This is a genomic window from Klebsiella sp. CN_Kp088 (assembly GCF_040064335.1).
GTDB classification, from domain to species: Bacteria; Pseudomonadota; Gammaproteobacteria; order Enterobacterales; family Enterobacteriaceae; genus Klebsiella; species Klebsiella aerogenes.
Genome location: NZ_JBEAIQ010000030.1, coordinates 1 through 22,230, shown reverse-complemented (window position 1 = coordinate 22,230; position 22,230 = coordinate 1). Strand labels below are relative to the sequence as shown.

At 55.5% G+C, this 22,230-nt stretch carries 18 protein-coding genes; 5 read left to right on the top strand and 13 right to left on the bottom strand.

The features are described from left to right. A complete protein-coding gene (locus ABLV08_RS19220; protein ID WP_032713435.1) occupies window positions 1-1,227 on the bottom strand; it encodes an RtcB family protein in 1,227 nt (408 codons plus the stop codon). After that, on the bottom strand, window positions 1,217-2,359 hold the full coding sequence (locus ABLV08_RS19215) for a slipin family protein (RefSeq protein WP_015704029.1): 1,143 nt from the start codon (window positions 2,357-2,359) through the stop codon (window positions 1,217-1,219). Before ABLV08_RS19215 ends, ABLV08_RS19220 begins: the two co-directional genes overlap by 11 nt. Before the next feature lie 453 nt (window positions 2,360-2,812). On the opposite strand from ABLV08_RS19215, the gene rtcR reads away from it, so the two are divergent. Beyond that, complete coding sequence (gene rtcR / locus ABLV08_RS19210; RefSeq protein WP_348856164.1) at window positions 2,813-4,384, top strand: RNA repair transcriptional activator RtcR; 1,572 nt, start codon at window positions 2,813-2,815, stop codon at window positions 4,382-4,384. Window positions 4,385-4,509: 125 nt separating this feature from the next. Next, window positions 4,510-5,439: a ketopantoate/pantoate/pantothenate transporter PanS gene (panS, locus tag ABLV08_RS19205; protein ID WP_015368789.1), complete on the top strand. Its 930-nt coding sequence runs from the start codon at window positions 4,510-4,512 to the stop codon at window positions 5,437-5,439. Between the two features lie 36 nt (window positions 5,440-5,475). Here the strand turns inward: panS and ABLV08_RS19200 are convergent, their stop codons facing one another. Both ABLV08_RS19200 and ABLV08_RS19195 read right to left on the bottom strand, forming a co-directional pair. Then, complete coding sequence (locus tag ABLV08_RS19200; RefSeq protein ID WP_348856162.1) at window positions 5,476-5,814, bottom strand: XRE family transcriptional regulator; 339 nt, start codon at window positions 5,812-5,814, stop codon at window positions 5,476-5,478. Further along, window positions 5,811-6,167, bottom strand: coding sequence for a type II toxin-antitoxin system RelE/ParE family toxin (locus ABLV08_RS19195; RefSeq protein WP_015368791.1), 357 nt, complete (start codon window positions 6,165-6,167; stop codon window positions 5,811-5,813). Before ABLV08_RS19195 ends, ABLV08_RS19200 begins: the two co-directional genes overlap by 4 nt. Window positions 6,168-6,370: 203 nt before the next feature. Here ABLV08_RS19195 and ABLV08_RS19190 point away from each other — a divergent pair, with 203 nt between their 5' ends. Continuing rightward, complete coding sequence (locus tag ABLV08_RS19190) at window positions 6,371-6,643, top strand: DUF3811 domain-containing protein (protein ID WP_045396828.1); 273 nt, start codon at window positions 6,371-6,373, stop codon at window positions 6,641-6,643. Here ABLV08_RS19190 and rluF read toward each other — a convergent pair. Together rluF and ABLV08_RS19180 are read right to left on the bottom strand one after the other, a co-directional pair. Then, the gene (gene rluF, locus ABLV08_RS19185; protein ID WP_045396831.1) at window positions 6,640-7,515 is read right to left on the bottom strand and encodes a 23S rRNA pseudouridine(2604) synthase RluF; all 876 of its coding nucleotides are present in this window, start codon (window positions 7,513-7,515) and stop codon (window positions 6,640-6,642) included. The genes ABLV08_RS19190 and rluF overlap by 4 nt on opposite strands. Window positions 7,516-7,576: 61 nt before the next feature. Continuing rightward, window positions 7,577-7,822 carry a YmjA family protein gene (locus ABLV08_RS19180; RefSeq protein WP_020079884.1) on the bottom strand — a complete coding sequence of 82 codons (246 nt, stop codon included), beginning with the start codon at window positions 7,820-7,822 and terminating at the stop codon, window positions 7,577-7,579. Window positions 7,823-7,967: 145 nt separating this feature from the next. Here ABLV08_RS19180 and pepE point away from each other — a divergent pair, with 145 nt between their 5' ends. Next, the gene (gene pepE / locus ABLV08_RS19175) at window positions 7,968-8,657 is read left to right on the top strand and encodes a dipeptidase PepE (RefSeq protein ID WP_348856161.1); all 690 of its coding nucleotides are present in this window, start codon (window positions 7,968-7,970) and stop codon (window positions 8,655-8,657) included. Between the two features lie 70 nt (window positions 8,658-8,727). On the opposite strand, the gene ABLV08_RS19170 is transcribed toward pepE, so the two are convergent. Together ABLV08_RS19170 and metH are read right to left on the bottom strand one after the other, a co-directional pair. Next, complete coding sequence (locus ABLV08_RS19170) at window positions 8,728-10,359, bottom strand: Na/Pi cotransporter family protein (protein WP_015368796.1); 1,632 nt, start codon at window positions 10,357-10,359, stop codon at window positions 8,728-8,730. A gap of 130 nt (window positions 10,360-10,489) precedes the next feature. Continuing rightward, the gene (metH, locus tag ABLV08_RS19165) at window positions 10,490-14,173 is read right to left on the bottom strand and encodes a methionine synthase (protein ID WP_032713430.1); all 3,684 of its coding nucleotides are present in this window, start codon (window positions 14,171-14,173) and stop codon (window positions 10,490-10,492) included. A gap of 195 nt (window positions 14,174-14,368) precedes the next feature. Here metH and iclR point away from each other — a divergent pair, with 195 nt between their 5' ends. Next, the gene (gene iclR, locus ABLV08_RS19160; protein ID WP_015368798.1) at window positions 14,369-15,199 is read left to right on the top strand and encodes a glyoxylate bypass operon transcriptional repressor IclR; all 831 of its coding nucleotides are present in this window, start codon (window positions 14,369-14,371) and stop codon (window positions 15,197-15,199) included. A 51-nt stretch (window positions 15,200-15,250) separates the two neighbouring features. Here the strand turns inward: iclR and aceK are convergent, their stop codons facing one another. The 5 genes from aceK to ABLV08_RS19135 form a co-directional block, all read right to left on the bottom strand. Then, window positions 15,251-17,035, bottom strand: coding sequence for a bifunctional isocitrate dehydrogenase kinase/phosphatase (gene aceK, locus ABLV08_RS19155; RefSeq protein ID WP_020079888.1), 1,785 nt, complete (start codon window positions 17,033-17,035; stop codon window positions 15,251-15,253). Window positions 17,036-17,135: 100 nt separating this feature from the next. Further along, on the bottom strand, window positions 17,136-18,440 hold the full coding sequence (aceA, locus tag ABLV08_RS19150; protein ID WP_015368800.1) for an isocitrate lyase: 1,305 nt from the start codon (window positions 18,438-18,440) through the stop codon (window positions 17,136-17,138). Window positions 18,441-18,471: 31 nt separating this feature from the next. Next, window positions 18,472-20,073, bottom strand: coding sequence for a malate synthase A (aceB, locus tag ABLV08_RS19145; protein WP_020079890.1), 1,602 nt, complete (start codon window positions 20,071-20,073; stop codon window positions 18,472-18,474). 260 nt (window positions 20,074-20,333) lie between these two features. Next, the gene (gene metA / locus ABLV08_RS19140) at window positions 20,334-21,263 is read right to left on the bottom strand and encodes a homoserine O-succinyltransferase (protein ID WP_015368802.1); all 930 of its coding nucleotides are present in this window, start codon (window positions 21,261-21,263) and stop codon (window positions 20,334-20,336) included. Window positions 21,264-21,389: 126 nt separating this feature from the next. Beyond that, the gene (locus tag ABLV08_RS19135; protein ID WP_015368803.1) at window positions 21,390-21,779 is read right to left on the bottom strand and encodes a YjaA family stress response protein; all 390 of its coding nucleotides are present in this window, start codon (window positions 21,777-21,779) and stop codon (window positions 21,390-21,392) included. Window positions 21,780-22,230: the final 451 nt, after the last annotated feature.

Below are 22,230 nucleotides of genomic sequence, written 5' to 3'. Positions count from 1 at the left end.
TTATCCTTTAACACAGACGACCTGACGCAGGGTATGTACCACCTCTACCAGCGACGATTGCGCGGCCATCACCGCCTCAATGTCTTTATAAGCCAGCGGAATTTCGTCGATCACCTCACTATCTTTTCGGCATTCGACGTGGGCGGTCGTGCGGATCTGGTCTGCGACGGTGAACCGCTTTTTCGCCGCCGTTCGGCTCATCACGCGTCCTGCGCCGTGGCTACATGAGCAGAAACTCTCTTCATTACCCAATCCGCGCACAATGAAGCTTTTTGCCCCCATTGAGCCGGGAATGATGCCCATTTGCCCCTTCTGCGCCGATACCGCGCCTTTACGCGTGACCAGAACCTCTTCGCCAAAGTGCCGCTCTTTCTGCACATAGTTATGGTGGCAATTGACCGCCTCCTGCTGGGTCATAAACGGTTTCGTCACAATGGCCGATAGCGCCGCCAGTACCCGCGCCATCATTACCTCGCGATTATGCCTGGCGAAATCCTGCGCCCATTCCACCGCCTCGATGTAATCCTCGTAGTGCGGGCTACCTTCCTGAAAGTAGGCCAGGTTTCTGTCCGGCAGATTAGCGATATGCTGCTGCATATCGTTCTGCGCCAGGGTAATAAACAGGTTGCCGATAGCATTACCGACGCCGCGCGAACCGCTATGCAGCATTACCCATACCCGCTGCTGTTCATCCAGGCACACTTCAATAAAGTGATTGCCGGTACCCAATGTTCCGAGATGCTGATGATTATTGGTTTTCAACAACTGCGGATATTTGTCCGTCAGGCGCTTAAAGCGCGGAGCCAGTAGCGACCACTGTTGATCGACTTCCTGCGGCGGCGTCTCCCAGGCGCCTTTATCGCGCCGGGAGCGCGTGTTAGTTCGCCCGTGCGGTACCGCCTGCTCGATCGCGCTGCGCAACCCGCCCAGGTTATCCGGCAGATCGCTGGCAATAAGCGAAGTACGCACCGCCATCATACCGCAGCCAATATCCACGCCGACGGCCGCCGGAATGATTGCCCCTTTTGTCGGGATCACGCTGCCAATAGTCGAGCCTTTCCCGAGATGCACGTCCGGCATCACCGCCAGATGCTTAAAGACAAACGGCATTTTTGCCGTATTCAGCAACTGGACGCGTGCTTCCGGCTCTACCGGCACGCCGCGGGTCCACATTTTGATCGGCGCGCTATTTTCCGCCGTCAGCAGGTGATAATCGTTATGCGCCATGGTTCACTCCATTAATGTTGATAAGTCCATGTAATACCTGGTCCAGCCCGCCAAATACGGAAATTTTATCGATTCGCTCCGCGACGCGTTCGAGCGTTTCAAGCTCTTTTAAGCGCAGGGCGACCGGATTGTTTTCCATTACTTTGGCCGTGTTCAATAAAGAACGAGTTGCCGCCGTCTCTTCCCGGCGGCGGATAACGTTGGCCTGGGCCGATTTCTCCGCTTCCACCAACTGCGACAAAATGGCCTTCATGTCGCCTGGCAGGACGATATCTTTTACTCCCAACGAGGCGATCTCGATGCCGAATGGCGCCATACGCTCTTTCACCTGCGCGCTCACCACTTCATCAATCATCTGTTTATTTTCCAGAAGCTCATCCAGCGTACGTGTACCGACCGCTTCGCGCAGCGCGAACTGCAGTTCACGATACAGATGATCCAGCGGTTTAGTTAACTGGCAAAATGCCGTCAGCACGTCTTGATAACGCCAGTTCGCCGCCAGATTCAGACGTAAATTAACTTTGTCTTTGGTCAGGATCTCCTGACCGCTGACCTCCAGCACCTGCAGGCGAGTATCCACCACTTCGGCTTCCACCAGATGGTTAATCTTCCAGTAGGCAGTCAAACCGGGCGGTAGAGCTTTCTGCAGCTCGCCGTCAATTTTCACCACCCCAACATGCCAGGCAGGAACCTGTACCGTCAGTATCGACTCACGCCCTTTTACCGCGCCGCTGCGTCGAGGTTGCAGTACCGCGTTCATCACCTCTGCTGGTACCAGCACCGCGCGAGTATCCATGCGTACCAGCTTCAGCGCATTGTCATATTGCCAGTACAGACGGCGCGTCGCTGGCGGGATGATCTCCTGCAGCACGCCATCGATATACAGCGCGCCGGCTTCCTCTTCCGCCATATCAGCCGCCAGGCAGTAACGGTCGATCCATTCAGGCTGGAAGCGGCGCATATAGTCGGCCAACGCCTGCGGTACTTCGCTGCCATCGGTGGTGACGATCAGCACTTCCGGTGTGGAAAACCACGGTAAGCGATGCTCGCCGGCTTCCAGTACCTGATAGTAGTCGCCCGCTTTCGCCAGCAGACCTAATTGACCTTTTCGTATCGTTATTTTCTTAGCCATTATTCGTTCCTTAAAAATGGAGCAGGCGCGGATGCAAAGGCGAAGCGGCAGGGGAACTCCCTTTTGCCTGGCGCCCGGCGTTATTATCGGCAACCTGTTTTGGGGACCGCCAAACACGCAGTTCCCCGGCTTATTATTTTGATTTACAACCAGTTTCATCGAGGAGATGAATGAGGGAATCGAACCCTCCACTTATGTGGTCAGTTGCTGACGGAACGCGGCAGAAAAACGGATTGCGCCGTTTCTACAGCGCCGGCGGGGTTTAACCCCCTGCATTTCAGCGCGTTGACAATAGAGTTATTGCCAGAAGCGTGCCAAAAACGTAAAACAACAAAATAATTTTTTAACAAAATGAAAATTAATGACTTTTATTTATTAAGCATCTATTCCGATTGCCTGCGGAAAGATATATTTTTATCCTTAAGTATCTAATTTTATCTTGTGGGATAAATCATGAGAAAACGTCGGGTGGTTATTGGCGTATTGGGGACGGTGCTCGATAAACGTGGCAAGCGCGCCAACCGTTTTCGCAAGTGGCGGCCAACGATTGGGTTGTGCCAACAAGCTGAAATGCCCATTGATCGGCTGGAACTACTGCATCAGCCCCGTGACATCGGCATGGCGCAGCAGCTCGCCGAAGATGTTGCGTTGGTCTCGCCACAGACCGAAGTACATCCGCATGCTGTAGCCATCGCCAATCCCTGGGATTTCGAAGAGGTGTATGCCGCCTTTCTTGATTTTGCGACCCGCTACCCGTTCGATACCGACAATGAAGAATATCTGGTGCATATCACCACCGGAACGCACGTGGCGCAGATCTGCTGGTTCCTGTTGACCGAGGCGCGCTATCTGCCCGCCAGTTTGCTGCAGACCGGGCCGGCGCCAAAAGGCACCACCGACGAGCAGATCGCGGCCGGTACCGCCTCGGTTATCGATCTGGATTTAAGCCGCTATGCCACTCTAACCAGCCGTTTTCAGCGTGAACAACAGCAGTCCGTTTCATTTCTTAAGGACGGGATTGAAACCCGCAACGCCACCTTCAATAAGCTTATCGATCGCATTGAGCGGGTTTCTCTGCGTTCAACCGATCCGATTCTACTCACCGGACCTACCGGCGCGGGCAAATCCTTTCTCGCGAAACGCATTTTCCTGCTACGTCAGTCACGCCACCTGGTGGCGGGTAAGTTTGTCGCCATCAACTGCGCCACGCTGCGTGGCGATAACGCCATGTCGACGCTATTCGGCCACGTCAAAGGCGCTTTTACTGGCGCGCAGGCGGCGCGTAGAGGCCTGCTACGCGAGGCCGACGGCGGCGTGTTGTTTCTCGATGAAATTGCCGAACTGGGCCTCGATGAACAGGCGATGTTGTTAAAAGCGATTGAAGAAAAAAGCTTTTTCCCGTTTGGCTCCGACAAAGAAGTGCACAGTGATTTTCAACTGATTGCTGGTACCCACCGCGACATGCGCCAGTGGGTCGCCGATGGCCGCTTTCGTGAGGATTTATACGCGCGTATCAACATGTGGAGCTTTGCGCTACCCGGTCTGGCGCAGCGTAGAGAAGATATTGCGCCCAATATTGAGTACGAATTGCAACGTTTCTCCAGCGCCAGACAGCAGCAAATACGTTTTGATAAAGACGCGCGCGTGCGCTATTTGGCTTTCGCCAGTTCGCCGCAGGCCCAGTGGCGCGGAAATTTTCGCGAGCTTGGCGCCTCGGTGACCCGCATGGCGACCCTCGCCGAGCAGGGCCGAATTACGCTGGATGTGGTCGATGAGGAAATTTCGCGACTGAGCGAGAGCTGGCAGATCAACGATCCTCTTCCCGCCGTCATCGACGAGATCGATCTGTTCGATCGCCGTCAGTTGGAAACGGTGCTGGAGGTTTGCCGCCGCAGCGCTTCGCTATCTGAAGCCGGCCGTGAGTTGTTTGCGGTCTCCCGGCTGAAAAAGGCCAATCCGAATGATGCCGACCGGTTACGCAAGTACCTCGCCCGCTTTGGTCTCAGTTGGGAAAGCCTGGGCTAATCATCATGAGCATAATTTGTTTGAATATTATTCTTTTGCGCGATAAAAAATACCTATAGCCGGGCTCGAACCCGGCTTTTTTATAACAACATCAACACAACAAACACTGTCGCAAGGAATACACTATGCTCGCCACGCTTACGCGGCTGTTCCCCTTATGGGCGCTGCTGCTCTCCGTCCTGGCTTATTACACGCCAACCACTTTTACCCCTATCGGCCCGTGGGTCACCACGCTGCTGATGCTGATTATGTTCGGCATGGGCGTCCATTTGAAGCTGGACGATTTTAAGCGCGTGCTATCACGTCCGGCGCCGGTCGCTGCGGGAATTTTTCTGCATTACCTGGTGATGCCGCTCGCCGCCTGGGTACTGGCGCTGCTGTTCCACATGCCGCCAGAACTCTCCGCCGGGATGGTGCTGGTCGGCAGCGTCGCCAGCGGCACGGCATCCAACGTCATGATCTACCTGGCGAAAGGCGATGTCGCGCTGTCGGTAACCATCTCTTCCGTTTCTACGCTGGTTGGCGTGGTTGCCACGCCGTTGCTGACGCGCCTGTACGTTGATGCGCACATTCAGGTCGATGTGATGGGCATGTTGCTAAGCATCCTGCAAATCGTGGTGATCCCAATCGGCCTCGGTCTGATTGTCCATCACCTGTTGCCAAAAGTGGTAAAGGCGGTGGAACCCTTCCTTCCCGCCTTCTCCATGCTGTGCATCCTGGCGATTATCAGCGCCGTGGTCGCCGGTTCCGCATCGCATATCGCTTCGGTAGGCCTGGTGGTTATCGTGGCGGTGATCCTGCATAACGCTATTGGCCTGCTCGGCGGGTACTGGGGCGGGCGCCTGTTCGGTTTTGATGAATCCACCTGCCGCACCCTGGCGATCGAAGTGGGTATGCAAAACTCCGGCCTCGCCGCGGCCCTCGGGAAAATCTACTTCGGCCCGCTGGCCGCCCTGCCCGGCGCGCTGTTCTCGGTATGGCATAACCTTTCCGGCTCGCTGCTGGCGGGTTACTGGTCCGGTAAGCCGACGACCAAAAAAGGCAACCAGCGCTAATCGGTATACGTCCGGGCAAATGCCCGGACGTTTCGTTTATCCCACCTGTAAACTCACCGGCTTGCCTAACTTCATTAACATCATGACCAACGCATCAAGGGTAAACTTACTGGTTTTCTGGTTTACCACATCTGAAATACGTGGTCGTGAAATATTCAACTTCGCTGCAGCATCCGCTTGCTTCAGTTGATTTTCATCTATCCACTCAGCAATTTCCTGCATGAGTTGCCGCTTGAGTATCATTAGCTGTTCGACTTCTTGTTCCGCTTGCGCCCTTAACCGCTCCGCTTCACAGTCATCAAAGCCGAGTTCACTGAAAATATTCGTCTCTGCTGCCGTCACGTGACGGATGCCATCTACTTTCTTACGATTCATTTACGACTCCTGTGTTCCTGCGGTATAAGCTGCAAACGGCTTCTGACAATTTGTTTTTCATGTTCGGCGGTACGTCGAGTTTTTTTGTTAAAACAGTGCAGGACATAAACCTCTGCCTCAAAACGAGCAAGGTAAATCACCCGATAAGCGCCGGAATAATGACGTAACCGTATTTCCTCCACGCCTCGACCCAACTGAGGCATTGCTTTCCAATCAGCAGCTTCTAACCCCGCCTGTAAACGGTAAAGCTGGAAACCGGCATCACGGCGGACCTCCTCAGGAAATTGGCGCAAATCATCAAAGGAAGACCCCATCCAGACAATACGTCGTAAACTTTGCCCCTGATTCAACATACCACATCCTTGTATAAAATTTTATACACAAATCGCGCAAAAATAAGTTTGCGGATGACCACATAAACCATGCTGCTACGCTAATCCAGACAACGTCATCGGTCACCCACTCAGCAAATATTCTGCGAGGCATTTTCCGGATTAGTTCTATTTTGCGCCGATTGCCGTACACTGGACTCTCTGGTCTGATTGAGGGCACCACCATGGCACTCCCCCGCATTACACAAAAAGAGATGACCGAGCGCGAACAGCGCGAATTGAAGACGCTGCTGGACCGCGCGCGTATCGCGCACGGCCGCCCGCTGAGCAATGCGGAAACGAACAGCGTGAAAAAGGAATATATCGATAAGCTGATGGCGCTGCGCGAAGCGGAAGCGAAGAAAGCCCGCCAGGTGAAAAAGCAGCAGGCTTACAAAGTAGACAAAGAAGCGACATTTTCGTGGTCGGCGAATACGCCGACCCGCGGCAGGCGTTAGCGGCCTTTCTTTTTACGTCCCGGCTGAGCGAAACGTTTACCGTTCGAGGCCGGGCGGCCTTTCTCGTTGGTTTTTTCCATCTTCACCACCGGGCGCTTGATGCCGGCGGTCGCCGCTTTGGCCTTCGGTTTAGCTTTTGGCTTCGCTTCGGAAGAGGAGTTTTCAATCAGCTTGAAAAGATCGATCAGCTCATCATCGGTTAAATCGCGCCACTCGCCCAGCGGAATGCCCGTCAGGCTAACGTTCATAATGCGCGTCCGCTCCAGCTTCATGACTTCATAGCCGAAATGCTCGCACATGCGACGGATCTGGCGGTTTAATCCCTGAACCAGCGTGATGCGGAACACGAAAGGCGCTTCTTTCTTGACCTTACATTTTTTGGTCACGGTACCGAGAATCGGCACTCCCGCGCCCATTCCACGAATAAACTCATCGGTAACCGGCTTATCGACGGTGACCAGATACTCTTTTTCATGATCGTTGCCGGCGCGCAGGATTTTGTTCACCAGATCGCCATGGTTGGTCAGGAAAATTAACCCCTGAGAGTCTTTATCGAGACGGCCAATCGGGAACACGCGTTTACTGTGGTTCACGAAGTCGACGATATTATCGCGCTCGCCATCTTCGGTAGTGCTGACGATACCCACCGGCTTATTCAGCGCAATCAACACCAAATCATCGGCTTCTCGCGGCTCAATCAGCTGACCGTTGACTTTCACCACATCGCCCGGCTTCACCTGATCGCCAATGGCGGCGCGCTTACCGTTGATAAAGACGTTGCCTTGTTCAATAAAGCGGTCCGCTTCGCGACGCGAGCAAATCCCGCTTTCGCTGATGTATTTATTTAATCGAGTAGATGAGTCGGTCAGCATAGTTTCTCCTTTGACAGCGAAATATACCTCACCTTACTGGCGATAAAAAACAGGGATGACGTTATTCATTACCCCATTGATTGAGGAAATTGGCGATATCGTCGATACGCTGTTCGGCAATGCCTGCTTCACGGGCCATCTCCTGCTGCGCTTCCTCGCTGATCTCCTCATTATTCATTAAGCGCGTAATCAGCAGTTGGAAGTAATGCGCCAGACAATCGCGCTCGGACTCTTTTACCGCTTCCGCGCACTCCGTCGAGTACTCATCCACGATGTCATAATATTTCAGCGGTATTTCATTGTTCATAGGTCGTCTCCGGGGTGGTTAGCATCTGCGCTTTCGGCCCCGATAATAACATTCAGCTTGCCTGCACCGTGAGCCATATCAGCGCCTCAAGGCCGGGCCAATGATAGAATCTGCGTCAAATGACATGCTTACACAGGATGAAAAGATGGAACTGCTGTTACTGAGTAACTCAACGCTACCGGGCAAAGCCTGGATGGAACATGCGCTGCCGCTGATTGCCGGCCAGGTCAAAGGCCGCCGCTCGGCGGTATTTATTCCCTTCGCCGGGGTGACGCAAAGCTGGGATGATTACACCGCCAAAGCCGCCGCAGTCATGGCGCCGATGGGCGTCAGCGTGACCGGTATTCACAGCGTCGCCGACCCTATCGCCGCCATTGAAAGTACCGAGATGGTCATCGTCGGCGGCGGGAACACCTTCCAGCTTCTGAAAGAGTGTCGCAGCCGCGGGCTGCTGGCGCCGATTGTCGATGTCGTCAAACGCGGGGCGTTGTATATCGGCTGGAGCGCGGGTTCTAACCTCGCCTGCCCGACCATTCGTACCACCAACGATATGCCGATTGTCGATCCTCAGGGGTTTGACGCGTTAGGGCTGTTCCCGCTGCAGATTAACTCGCACTTCACTAACGCGCTGCCGACCGGGCATCAGGGTGAGACCCGTGAGCAACGTATTCGCGAATTGCTGGTCGTGGCGCCGGAATTAACGGTGATTGGCCTGCCGGAGGGGAACTGGATTCAGGTCAGCGACGGACACGCCACGCTCGGCGGCCCGAACCCGACGCTGTTGTTCAAAGCGGGAGAAGAAGCGGTAACCCTGGCCGCGGGCCACCGTTTCTAGACTAGTTTGACGAACATTACCCGGATAGCGGCGCGTTGCGCCTTATCCGGGCTACCCAGCGTAAATCCTGCTAATAATCATCCCGCTCGTCGTCTTCATCCGGCTGCTCCATCACGCTATAGGCAACAGCACAGAACAACGAGTTCAGACGCTTCATATCGCCCAACAGCGCCAGATGCAACGTACTGGTTTCGATACTCTGCACGTTTTGCTGATGCAGGCGGTCAACATGCGCATGCGAGTAACGGCGATTAAGAATACGAAAACGGTGCTTACTGCGGCGCAACCGACGGGCGCTCGGCACGTCGCCGGAAAAGAAGACCGACATTGCCAGCTGCAGGTTACTGAGCAGCAGCTCGTATAACGCATCCAGCTCTTTTAGCCCCTCGACGGAAAATGCGCGCCGCGCCGCCAGTGATTTATCGGCGATCTCGCTGCCCATTCGCTCGACGATGTCAGACGCCTGCTCCAGGTTGAGCGACATCTCGATAATTTCCGCCCAGCGGCGAGACTCCTCTTCCGCCAGCTCGTCCTTCGGCATCCGCGCCAGGTAGAGCTTGATAGCCGTATACAGCACGTTGATATCGTCCGCCATCCGCCGCAGCTCTTTCTCTTCGCGCGGCTCGCCGTGCATCACCTTGCGTAGGCTTTCCAGCATCTGCTCCATGGCGTCGCCGATACGCAAGGTCTCACGGGCGGCGTTGGCCAACGCCAGCGCCGGCGTATCCAGCGCCGAGGGATCCAGATGCTTCGGCTTGAGATGGTTATCCAGCTCCGGCTCATCGCGGATCAGGCGCTTACACAGGTTCGCCATCGGCCCGGCGAACGGCACCATCGCCACGCAGCGGATCAGGTTGTAGAAGACGTGGAAGTAGATAACCAGCTCCGACTCTTCCAGCGGCAATTTGTGCATGACATCAGCCAGTACGTGCACAAATGGCAAAATTATCAAGCTCCCCACCAGCTTGAACAGCAGGCTGCCGAGCGCCACGCGCCGCGCCGCCGCATTGGCGCCGCTGTTGTTAAGCATCGCCAGTAGGCCTGAGCCAAGGTTAGCGCCGATGACCAGACATAGCGCCACCGGGAAAGAGATCACCCCGGTGCCGGTTAACGTTGCGGTCAGCAGCACGGCCGCCAGGCTGGAGTAACTGATAATGGCGAACACGGCGCCAATCAGCGCATCCAGCATGATATCGCCGGTCAGCGAGGCGAAAATCACCTGAACGCCGTTGGCCTGGGTAATCGGATGCACCGCCTGGACGATGAGCTCCAGCGCCAGCAGGATAAGCCCGAGGCCGATACCCACCCGCCCAAGCTGACCCGCGCGCGTCTGTTTACGCCCGAGGAAAAAAATAACGCCGATAAATATCAGCAGCGGCGATAGCCAGGAGAGGTCGAAGGTCAGTACCCTCGCCATCAGCGCCGTCCCCACATCCGCACCCAGCACCATGACCAGCGCTGGCGCCAGCGCGACCAGATCCTGGGCCACAAACGACGTCACCAGCATGGTGGTGGCGTTACTGCTCTGCACCAGCGCGGTGACGCCAATCCCCGCGCAGAAGGCGAGCGGTTTTTTCTCCACGCTACTGCTGAGCACGGTACGCAGGCGTGCGCCAAAGACGCGCATCACGCCGGTGCGCACAATATGGGTACCCCACACCAGTAGGGCTACGGCGGAAAGTAGGTGTAACAGCGTTAACACAGAATCAGCTTCTCCTTATCGTTATAAGTGTTCCTGAGGTTTAAACCTCCCTTCAGTATAAGGGGTTAACTTCAATAAAGAGACAAGGCGCTCAAAGAGCGCCCTGTTTGTTGTAACGAAACATATTTCGTTAGTCAGCATCATAGCCGAGGTTAGGGGCGAGCCAACGCTCAACTTCCGCCGCCGTCATCCCTTTACGCAGGGCGTAATCTTCCACCTGGTCGCGCTGGATCTGCGCTACGGCGAAGTACTTACTATCAGGATGGCTGAAGTACCAGCCGGAAACTGATGCGCCAGGCCACATGGCGAAGGACTCGGTGAGCTTCATGCCGGTATGCGCTTCCACATCCAACAGTTCCCAGATGGTCGCTTTCTCGGTGTGTTCCGGGCAGGCCGGATAACCGGGCGCCGGGCGGATCCCCTGGTAATTTTCGCGGATCAGCTCTTCATTGCTGAGGTTCTCATTGGCCGCATAGCCCCAGTAAACCTTACGCACTTTCTCATGCAGATACTCGGCGAAGGCTTCCGCCAGACGGTCGGCGATGGCCTTAACCATGATCTTGTTATAGTCGTCGTGCTGCGCTTCATAGGCTTCCGCCAGCGCGTCTTCTTCCAGCCCGCCGGTTACCGCGAAAGCCCCGATATAGTCCGCTTTACCGCTCAGCTTCGGCGCAACAAAATCAGCGAGGCAGTAGTTCGCGAAGCCGACTTTTTCCGTTTGCTGGCGCAGATGATGGCTGACCGTCAGCACGTGGGTGCGGGTTTCATCACGATAGATTTCCACGTCGTCGCCAACGCGGTTGGCCGGGAACAGCCCGACCACGCCGCGCGGGTTGAGCGTTTTTTCGGCGCTGAGTTTATCCAGCAAATCGTTGGCGTCTTTAAACAGGCGTTGCGCCTCTTCACCCACCACTTCATCTTCCAGGATACGCGGATATTTACCCGCCAGCGACCAGGTCATAAAGAACGGCGTCCAGTCGATGTAGTTACGCAACGTTTCGATGCTGGCTTCCACCTCCTGCACGCCCAGACGGTGGGCTACCGGCGGCGTGTAGCTCTCCCAGTCAAACGCCAGATCGTTTTCCCGCGCCGCCTGCAGAGTCACCGGCGGCGTGCGCGGCTTTTTACGCCCGTGCTGGATTCGCACGGTTTCATACTCTTTACGGGTACGGGCGACAAAATCATCGCGCTGGGTTGCCGACAGCAGGGCTGAAACCACGCCTACGGTACGCGAGGCGTTCTGCACGTAGACCGTCGGGCCACTGTAGTTCTGTTCGATTTTCACCGCGGTATGGGCTTTCGAGGTCGTCGCTCCGCCAATCAGCAGCGGAATGGTAAAGCCCTGACGCTCCATCTCTTTCGCCACGTTGACCATTTCGTCCAACGACGGCGTGATAAGCCCGGAGAGACCAATCAGATCGGCGTTTTCTTCGCGCGCGGTACGCAGGATTTTCTCTGCCGGCACCATCACGCCGAGATCGATAATTTCGTAGTTGTTGCACTGCAGCACTACGCCGACGATGTTTTTACCAATATCGTGTACATCGCCCTTCACGGTGGCGATCACCATCTTACCGTTGCTGGAGCCCTGTTCTTTGCTGGCTTCGATGTAAGGTTCGAGGTAGGCCACCGCCTGTTTCATCACCCGCGCGGATTTTACCACCTGCGGCAAGAACATTTTGCCTTCGCCGAACAGATCGCCGACCACGTTCATGCCGTCCATCAGCGGCCCTTCAATCACCTCAATCGGCCGTTCGGCCTGCTGGCGCGCCTCTTCCGTATCCTGCTCGATAAATTCGGTAATCCCTTTGACCAGCGAGTATTCAAGACGCTTTTTCACCTCCCAGCTGCGCCATTCCGCCTGCTGAGCGTTCGCGCTATCGTCCGCTTTGCTGCCGCGATATTTTTCCGCCAGCTCAAGCAATCTTTCGGTACTGTCATCGCGGCGGTTAAGGATCACATCTTCAACCGCGTCGCGCAGCTCGCCAGGCAGATCGTCGTATATCGCCAGCTGGCCGGCATTGACGATGCCCATATCCATACCGTTGCGGATAGCGTAGTAGAGGAATACGGCGTGGATCGCTTCACGTACCGGATCGTTACCGCGGAACGAGAACGACACGTTGGAGACGCCGCCGGAAATCAGCGCATGCGGCAGCTCGCGTTTGATGTCTTCGCAGGCGCCGATAAAGTCCTGAGCGTAGTTGTTGTGCTCTTCAATACCGGTAGCGACGGCAAAAATGTTGGGGTCGAAGATGATATCTTCCGGCGGGAAACCGACCTCTTCGGTGAGGATTTTGTAGGCGCGGCGGCAAATTTCGATTTTGCGCTCGCGGGTATCGGCCTGGCCTACTTCATCAAAGGCCATGACGACCATTGCCGCGCCGTAGCGGCGAACCAGCTTAGCGTGATGAATAAAGGGTTCGACGCCCTCTTTCATCGAGATCGAGTTAACGATGCCCTTGCCCTGAATGCACTTGAGCCCTTTTTCGATGACTTCCCACTTGGAGGAGTCGATCATAATCGGCACACGGGCAATATCCGGTTCACCCGCTATCAGGTTGAGGAAACGCACCATCGCCGCTTCGGCATCGAGCATCCCCTCATCCATATTGATATCGATAATCTGCGCGCCGCTTTCCACCTGCTGACGCGCCACGTCCAGCGCTTCGCTGTATTTCTCTTCTTTGATTAAGCGCTTAAATTTAGCGGAGCCGGTGACGTTGGTCCGCTCACCCACGTTGACGAACAGGCTATCGTCGCCGATGTTCAGCGGCTCCAGGCCAGACAGACGGCAGGCGACCGGCAGTACCGGCAGCTGGCGCGGCGGTAAGCCTTCTACCGCCCGGCTCATGGCGGCGATATGTTCCGGGGTGGTGCCGCAGCAGCCGCCGACGATATTAAGGAAACCAGCCTGCGCCCATTCGCGAATTTGCGCCGCCATGGTGTCGGCATCCAAATCGTATTCGCCGAAGGCGTTCGGCAGTCCGGCGTTCGGGTGCGCGGTAACGTAGCATTCGGCGATCCGCGAAAGCTCCTGCACGTACTGGCGCAGCTCATCCGGCCCCAGCGCGCAGTTCAGGCCAAAGGTCAGGGCATCGGCGTGGCGCAGCGAATTATAGAACGCTTCGGTCGTCTGCCCGGACAGTGTACGTCCGGAGGCATCGGTGATAGTGCCGGAAATCATAATCGGCAACTCGACGCCGAGCGCCTCGAATTCTTCTTTGACCGCGAAAATCGCCGCTTTGGCGTTCAGGGTGTCAAAGACCGTTTCAATAAGAATGAGATCCGAGCCGCCTTCCACCAGCGCTTTGGTGGATTCACGATAGGCGGCCACCAGCTGATCGAACGTGATATTCCGAAATGCCGGATCGTTGACGTCCGGAGAAATAGAAGCGGTGCGGTTGGTCGGCCCGAGCACCCCCGCCACATAGCGCGGTTTTTCCGGCGTACGCGCGGTCCACGCGTCGGCGCTGGCGCGGGCCAGCTTTGCGGCGGCAAAGTTGATTTCCGCCGACAGGGATTCCATTTGGTAATCCGCCATCGCGATGGTTGTCGAGTTGAAGGTATTGGTCTCGATAATGTCCGCGCCGGCGGCGAAATAGGCGTCGTGGATCTCGCGAATAACCTCAGGCTTGCTGAGGACCAGCAGGTCGTTATTGCCTTTCAGGTCGCACGGCCAATCGGCAAAGCGTTCGCCGCGGAAATCCTGCTCACTCAGACGATAGCCCTGGATCATGGTGCCCATGCCCCCGTCCAGAACCAGAATGCGTTCTCTTAACTGCTGATGTAATTGTTCTACTTTGTTACTCACACAGACTCCCGACAGCGCTCAACTCAGACCAAAAAGCCAACAAACCATACTGGCATAAACCAACCTGCCGGAAAAGGAAACCTGCAGCAACATGAGACAAGTTCAACTTCACTCCTCCGATCAGTCTGGTTCTGATTGCATTATCGCCAAATAAAACGAAAATCATTTCCACGATACAGAAAAAAGGAGTTCATCATGGCTACCCCGGTTCCCGCCAAACGCGGCAGAAAACCCGCCGCTGCCGCCCCTGCCGCGCAGGCTGGCGGGCAAGTGCAGTCGCTTACCCGCGGTTTGAAACTGCTTGAATGGATTTCTGAATCGCATAGCAGCGTCGCGCTCACCGAACTGGCGCAGCAGGCGGGACTGCCTAACTCCACGACCCATCGTCTGCTCACCACCATGCAGCAGCTCGGTTTTGTCCGCCAGGTCGGCGATCTGGGGCACTGGGCGATTGGCGCGCATGCGTTTGTCGTCGGCAGCAGCTTCCTGCAAAGCCGCAATCTGCTGGCCATCGTCCATCCTATTCTGCGCCAGCTGATGGAAGATTCCGGCGAAACGGTCAACCTGGCGGTGCTGGATAAAAGCGATCATCAGGCGATTATCATCGACCAGGTGCAATGTACGCAGCTGATGCGCATGTCGGCGCCGATTGGCGGCAAATTGCCAATGCACGCGTCAGGCGCCGGAAAAGCGTTTCTGTCGCAGTTGAGCGAAGAAGAGGTCACCACGCTGCTACATCGGAAAGGGCTGCACGCTTACACCCACGCCACCCTGGTTTCTCCGGTACATTTGAAAGAGGATTTGGCCCAAACGCGTAAACGCGGCTATTCATTTGATGATGAAGAACATGCGCTGGGGCTGCGCTGTATCGCCTCCTGCATTTACGACGAACACCGCGAGCCGTTCGCCGCTATCTCCATCTCCGGGCCGATTTCGCGCATGACCGATGACCGGGTGACCGAGCTTGGCGCATTGGTCATTAAGGCCGCCAAGGAAGTCACGTTGGCATACGGCGGGGTTAAATAATAAAAATGCCCCAAAGGGGCATTTTAAGTAGGCCTGATAAGCGTAGCGCCATCAGGCAGATCGGCGCACCTTGCCGGATGGCGGCGTAAACGCCTTATCCGGCCTACTGTCGGCGCCATAGCGCACGCTAAAACGCTGCTTACGCCGGTAAGCGTAAACATCTTCCACGTGCCCGTTTTTAATTCGCGTCTGTAATTCGCGCCAGTAATCGGCTCGCAGCAAATCCGCGTGCATTTCCTCCAGTAATGGTCCGATCCGCGGATCGGCGCACAACCAGTGACGGAACTCTTCCGGGAAGACATCGCCAGGGGACACGCTATACCAGGGTTCACTGGCCAGCTCATCTTCCGGATAGCGCGGCGGCGGAATATCGCGGAAATTCACCTCTGTCATGTAGCAAATTTCATCGTAATCATAGAATACCACCCGCCCGTGGCGCGTGACGCCGAAGTTTTTGAACAGCATGTCGCCGGGGAAGATATTGGCGGCCGCCAGTTGGCGAATGGCATTACCATACTCTTCTACCGCGTCGCGCAGCGCCTGGCCTTCCACCTGCTCCAGCCAGATATTGAGCGGCACCATCCGTCGTTCAATATAAAGATGGCTGATGGCAATGCGATCGCCGAGGTCGGTCAACTTATTTCCCGCTTCCGCCTGCAACAGCGTCATCAGCTCGGGCGCAATTTGCCGCTTATCGAGCACAAAGTTTTCAAATTCCTGAGTATCCGCCATCCGCCCGACGCGGTCGTGTTCTTTGACCAGCTGATAGCAGGCGCGGACGTGGGCGGCAGTCATCTCTTTTTGCGGCGCAAAGCGGTCTTTAATCACCTTAAATACCCGGTCGAATCCCGGCAGGGTAAAGACCAACATCACCATCCCACGGATGCCTGGCGCTTCAATAAACTGCTCATCGCTGCGGGTAACATAGTGCAGGTACTCGCGATAACTTTCCGTTTTAGCATGCTTCTGGCAGCCAATCGCCATATATAGCTCGGCGGTAGTTTTTCCCGGCAGAATCTCGCGCAGCCATTCAACCAGCGCCGCGGGCAGCGGCGCGTAGACCATGAAATAGGAGCGGGCGAAACCAAAGACGATACTCGCCTCGGCGTGGGTCGTCAGGCAGGTATCCACAAACAGCTGACCGTCATCGCTACGATGTATCGGCAGCAGGAACGGCAGCGTCGCCATCGGCGTAATCAGTTTACCCACCAGCCAGGCGGCTTTATTACGGTAAAACAGCTCATTCGCCACCTGCAGATGCGACTGCGACAGCAACTCGCCGCCAAGCGCTTCGCGTAAATGACTGACGATATAACCGATATCACGCCCTTTGTTTTGCCACGGCAGGCGCAGCGGCAAATCGGCAAGCAGGTTATGCATCAGGTATTCCCAGCCGCGTTCGGGATAAAAGTCCTTCGCCAGCGGTCGCGAAATCGTGCGAAAACGCCGTTCCGGCTGGGAGCTGAAAATAAAGAGCCGCTCGGGGGTCAGCGAGCGGTGGTCAAACAGTCGGCAGTAGACCGAGTTGAAAAAGCTCTCCGCAATTTCAAAGCGAGGGTAATCCGGCAAAAGTTGGGTGTACTGCTGTTTCACCCGCAGAAGAAAATCGACGTCGGTACTTTTCCCTTCGGTAATACAGCGCAGCTGTTCTACCACCAGACCCACGTGGTGATCGTAGAGGTGGATACGCTGCTTCATCGCCTGCTGCACGGCGTGCCAGTCAGCCTGTTCAAAGCGCTGCTGCGCGCCGGAAGTGACTTCCAGAAAACGCCCGTACTGGGCGTCGAATCCCTGTAAAATGGTTTGGGCAATCAGTAGTTCCAGGCCACGCGTCATCGCTTTCCCCCATCCGGCACAACATCATGCCGGATGGCGCGTTCGCTTATCCGGCCTACACCTTTGTAGGCCCGGTAAGCACAGCGCCACCGGGCATTGCTTAAAACTGCGATTCTTCGGTCGAGCCGGTCAGCGCCGTTACCGACGAGGTCCCCCCCTGGATAATGGTGGTCACTTTATCGAAGTACCCGGTACCCACCTCCTGCTGATGCGACACGAAGGTGTAGCCTTCCGGCCCGGCGGCAAACTCCGGCTGCTGAACTTTTTCGACGTAGTGACGCATGCCTTCACCCTGCGCGTAGGCGTGGGCCAGGTCGAACATGTTGAACCACATGCTGTGAATACCCGCCAGGGTAATGAACTGGAATTTATAGCCCATATCCGAAAGCTGCTGCTGGAAGCTGGCGATGGTTTTATCGTCGAGATTTTTCTTCCAGTTAAAAGATGGCGAGCAGTTATAGGCCAGCAGCTTGCCCGGGAAGCGGGCGTGGATCGCCTCGGCAAAACGACGCGCCTGTTCAATGTCCGGTTTGGAGGTTTCACACCATACCAGGTCAGCGTAAGGGGCGTAGGCCAGGCCGCGGCTGATTGCCTGTTCGATTCCGGCATGGGTGCGATAAAAACCTTCGCTGGTGCGATCGCCGGAGATAAACTCGCGATCGTAAGGATCGCAATCCGAGGTAATCAGGTCAGCGGCATCAGCGTCGGTACGGGCGATAAGCAGCGTCGGCACGCCCATCACATCCGCCGCCAGGCGCGCGGCGACCAGCTTCTGAATCGCCTCTTGTGTCGGCACCAGCACCTTGCCGCCCATATGTCCGCACTTCTTCACCGACGCCAGCTGATCTTCGAAATGCACGGCCGCTGCACCGGCCGCAATCATCGATTTCATCAGCTCAAAGGCGTTCAGCACGCCGCCAAAACCGGCTTCCGCATCGGCGACGATCGGCAGGAAATAGTCGATAAAACGCGGATCGTTCGGCTCAATCCCCGCCGCCCACTGGATCTGATCGGCGCGACGGAAGGTGTTATTGATCCGATCAACCACCGATGGCACCGAGTTAGCCGGGTACAACGATTGATCCGGGTACATACTGGAGGCCAGGTTGGCGTCGGCGGCGACCTGCCAGCCAGACAAGTAGATGGCTTCAATGCCCGCCTTCGCCTGCTGCAGCGCCTGGCCGCCGGTTAACGCGCCAAGGCTGTTGATATAACCCTTTTTCGCTTCACCATGCAGCAGACGCCACATTTTCGCCGCGCCAAGCTGCGCCAGCGTGCATTCCGGATTCACCGAGCCGCGTAACTTCACCACCTCTTCCGCGCTGTATGGGCGGGTAATGCCTTCCCAGCGCGGGTTCGTCCACTCTTTGTTTAATTCTTCGATTTGTTGGGTACGGGTTTTCATGTGCAGATGCTCCATATTGTGATGGGGTGAATTACGCCAGCAGGCGGTAACCTGGCAACGTCAAGAAGTCGATCAGTTCGTCGGAAGTGGTGATTTGCTCCATCAGCCGTGCCGCATCGTCAAAGCGACCGTGGCTGAAGCGGTGTTCCCCCAACTCTTCCTGAATCACCATCAGCTCTTCAGCCAGCCACTGGCGGAACAGCGCCTTGGTAACCGGTGTGCCGTCGTTCAGGGTTTTCTGATGATGGATCCACTGCCAGATAGAGGTACGCGAAATCTCAGCCGTCGCCGCATCTTCCATCAGGCCGTAAATCGGTACGCAGCCGTTGCCGGAGATCCAGGCCTCGATGTACTGCACCGCCACGCGGATATTGGCGCGCATGCCGGCTTCAGTACGCTCGCCCTCGCAGGGAGCCAGCAACTGCTCGGCGGTAATCGGCGCGTCGTCATTGCGGGTAACAAACAGCTGGTTAGGATGTTCACCCAGTACGCGGTTAAAGACATCCATTGCCGTATCCGCCAGTCCCGGATGCGCAATCCAGGTGCCATCGTGGCCATTGTTAGCCTCCAGCTCTTTGTCGGCGGTGACTTTATTCAGCACCTGACGATTGCGCTCGGCGTCTTTGCTCGGGATAAACGCCGCCATACCGCCCATCGCGAAGGCGCCGCGCTTATGGCAAGTCTTAATCAGCAGGCGTGAATAGGCGCTCAGGAAAGGTTTATCCATCGTCACCACCTGGCGATCCGGCAGGACACGATCGGGGTGATTTTTCAGCGTCTTGATATAGCTGAAGATATAGTCCCAGCGCCCGCAGTTCAGGCCAACAATATGGTCGCGCAGCGCATGCAGGATTTCATCCATCTGGAACACTGCCGGCAGTGTTTCAATCAGCAAAGTAGCCTTAATGGTGCCGCGCGGCAGTTCAAAACGATCTTCGGTGAAACTGAAGACTTTGCTCCACCATGCCGCCTCTTGCCAGGACTGGGTTTTCGGCAGATAGAAATAGGGGCCGCTCCCTTTCGCCAGCAGGGCCTGGTAGTTGTGGAAGAAATAGAGCGCAAAATCGAACAGACTGCCGGGAATCGCCTCACCACGCCAGGTAACGTGTTTTTCCGGCAGATGCAGGCCGCGAACGCGGCAGACCAGAACCGCCGGATCGGGCTGCAACTGATAAATTTTCCCCGCTTCGTTGGTGTAGCTGATGGTGCCATTGACCGCATCGCGCAGATTGATTTGGCCATCAATCACTTTGTGCCAATCCGGCGCCAGCGAGTCTTCGAAATCAGCCATAAAGACTTTAACGTTAGCATTCAGGGCGTTAATTACCATCTTGCGTTCTACCGGACCGGTAATTTCTACGCGGCGGTCCTGTAAATCGGCCGGAATACCTCGTATCTTCCAGTCACCATTCCGAATGGAAGCCGTTTCCGAAATAAAATCAGGAAGATTACCCTCATCAATGGCCTGCTGTTGCTGGACGCGTACCGCCAACAGTTGATTACGCTCAGGCATAAAGCGGCTCACCAGTTCCGTCAGGAACTCCACCGCTTCCGCAGTCAGAATTTGCTTCTCCTGCTCGCCATAAGGCTGGCTGAAAGCCAGTTCATCGGTCATTGTCGCCTGGTGCGTCATTGTGCAGCTCCTCTTGGTTTATCCTGGTAGCGCGAACGAAAGATCGTTGTCTGCTTTTCGCTCAGCACAATTAAGACTACTCAAGAATTTTCCAAAATCAAAAACAATTTCCATTTTCAATTTAAAATTTATACAACATCCTGATAACAAAGAAATTAAAGTTTAAATAGAAGGGGAAGTGATTTTCGGAAATAAAAAAGGCACCCGAAGGTGCCTGAGGCGAGATGCTGAAACGCTTTAGGATCGTACGCGCTGGTAGATTAATCCAGCGTGGGATTCATATGTCGCAGATCGTATGGTGTGATTTGGTAGACGTAATAGTTAAGCCAGTTGGCAAACAGGAGATTGCCATGACTGCGCCAGGTCGCCCGCGGTTTATTGTTTGGATCGTTATTCGGGAAGTAGTTGTCCGGAAGCTGTGGCGCTAAACCTGCCTCCAGATCGCGGAAGTATTCACTTGCCAGGGTATGCGGATCGTATTCAGGGTGACCGGTAACAAAAGCGATACGCTTGTCTTTGCTGGCGAACAGATAGGCATCGCCATCTTCGGTTTCAGCAAGAATATCGAGGTCAGTGTAGTCACGAATCAGCCCGGCCGGGAAGTCGGCATAGCGCGAATGAGGCGCAAGGAAGGTGTCATCAAACCCCCGAGTCAGCAGCGCATGCGGGTGCAAAATATGGTGTTCATAAACGCCAGAGATCTTTTCGGTACGAGTTTGCTTGGGGATGCCATACAGAATATTCAGTGCCGCCTGTACCGCCCAACAGACAAATAGCGTTGACGTGACGTGATCCTTAGCCCACTCCAGTACCTGTTTAATCTGCGGCCAGTAGGCAACATCATTAAACTCGACCAGCCCCAACGGCGCACCGGTAACAATCAGACCATCGAAGTTCTGCTCGCGAATATCTTCGAAATTGCAGTAAAAGTTATTCAGGTGCTCCGTCGGCGTATTACGCGACTCACGCGCATCGATGCGTAGCAGCTGGATATCAACCTGCAGCGGCGAGTTCGACAGCAGCCGCAGGAACTGATTCTCCGTCTCGATCTTCTTGGGCATCAGATTGAGAATTAACACCTTCAGCGGGCGGATTTCCTGAGTTGTAGCACGCGATGTGGTCATCACGAAGACGTTTTCATCGCGCAAGAAATTGACGGCCGGTAGCTCGTCCTGCACCCGAATTGGCATAGCTGTATCACCTCATTACATACGTATAAACGTTTAGACATCCAGATAGCTGACAATAACCAGGAATAAACAAAATGTCGAGTCTGCAAGCGGAAGGTGAGAAAGTTTCAATATCGACAACAGCCGTCAGGACGTGGAATTAGCCAGCAACGCACGAACTTCAACATCATTGCGTACATGGCTGCTGCAGCGAACTTCAAGCTGGCGGTAACGCATTGATACGGCGCTGGCAACCATTTCCATTATTGCGCGCTCTTCGACTTGTGATAACCCTCCTTCATTTAACTCCATGGCATCGACCAGAATGCGAAAGCGCTTTCTTTTCAGCAAACGCGCCAGCCAGTTTTCGCCTTTTTGTTGTTGGATCAGGGGATATAAGACGTCATGCGCGGCAAAAAACTGTGCCACGAGGAGACGTTGATTGCTAAATGCCCCGCTGCCACTGTATTCGCGGCTATCATCGAGGTTGCGTACGGTCATTCGATTTTTATACAACGAGATATATAAGATGGTCACGCGTCCTTTCCTGTTTCAGCAAGATCCTGAGAGGATAATAACAGCTGACAGGAGACTTTAGACGCTCCGTATCAAGTTTCGGAATAGGGCGTGGGATTTCCCCGGAGGCGGCACAGGCCGGGGGGAGGAGCGGTAGCCCCGGTAAGCGCAGCGCCACCGGGGAGATGGCAGCACCTCTGGCCGCAAAACACAAAAACAAAAGGCCCGGTCTTCCGGCTGAGCCTTTCGTTTACGTTGCTATGACAGCGGCTTTCCCCGGAGGCGGTGCTGCGCACCTTTTCCGGGCTACGGGGTCTGTAGCCCCGGTAAGCGCAGCGCCACCGGGGAGATGGCGGTGCGTCTGACCGCAAAACACAAAAACAAAAGGCCCAGTCTTCCGACTGAGCCTTTCGTTTTATTTGATGCCTGGCAGTTCCCTACTCTCACATGGGGAGACCCCACACTACCATCG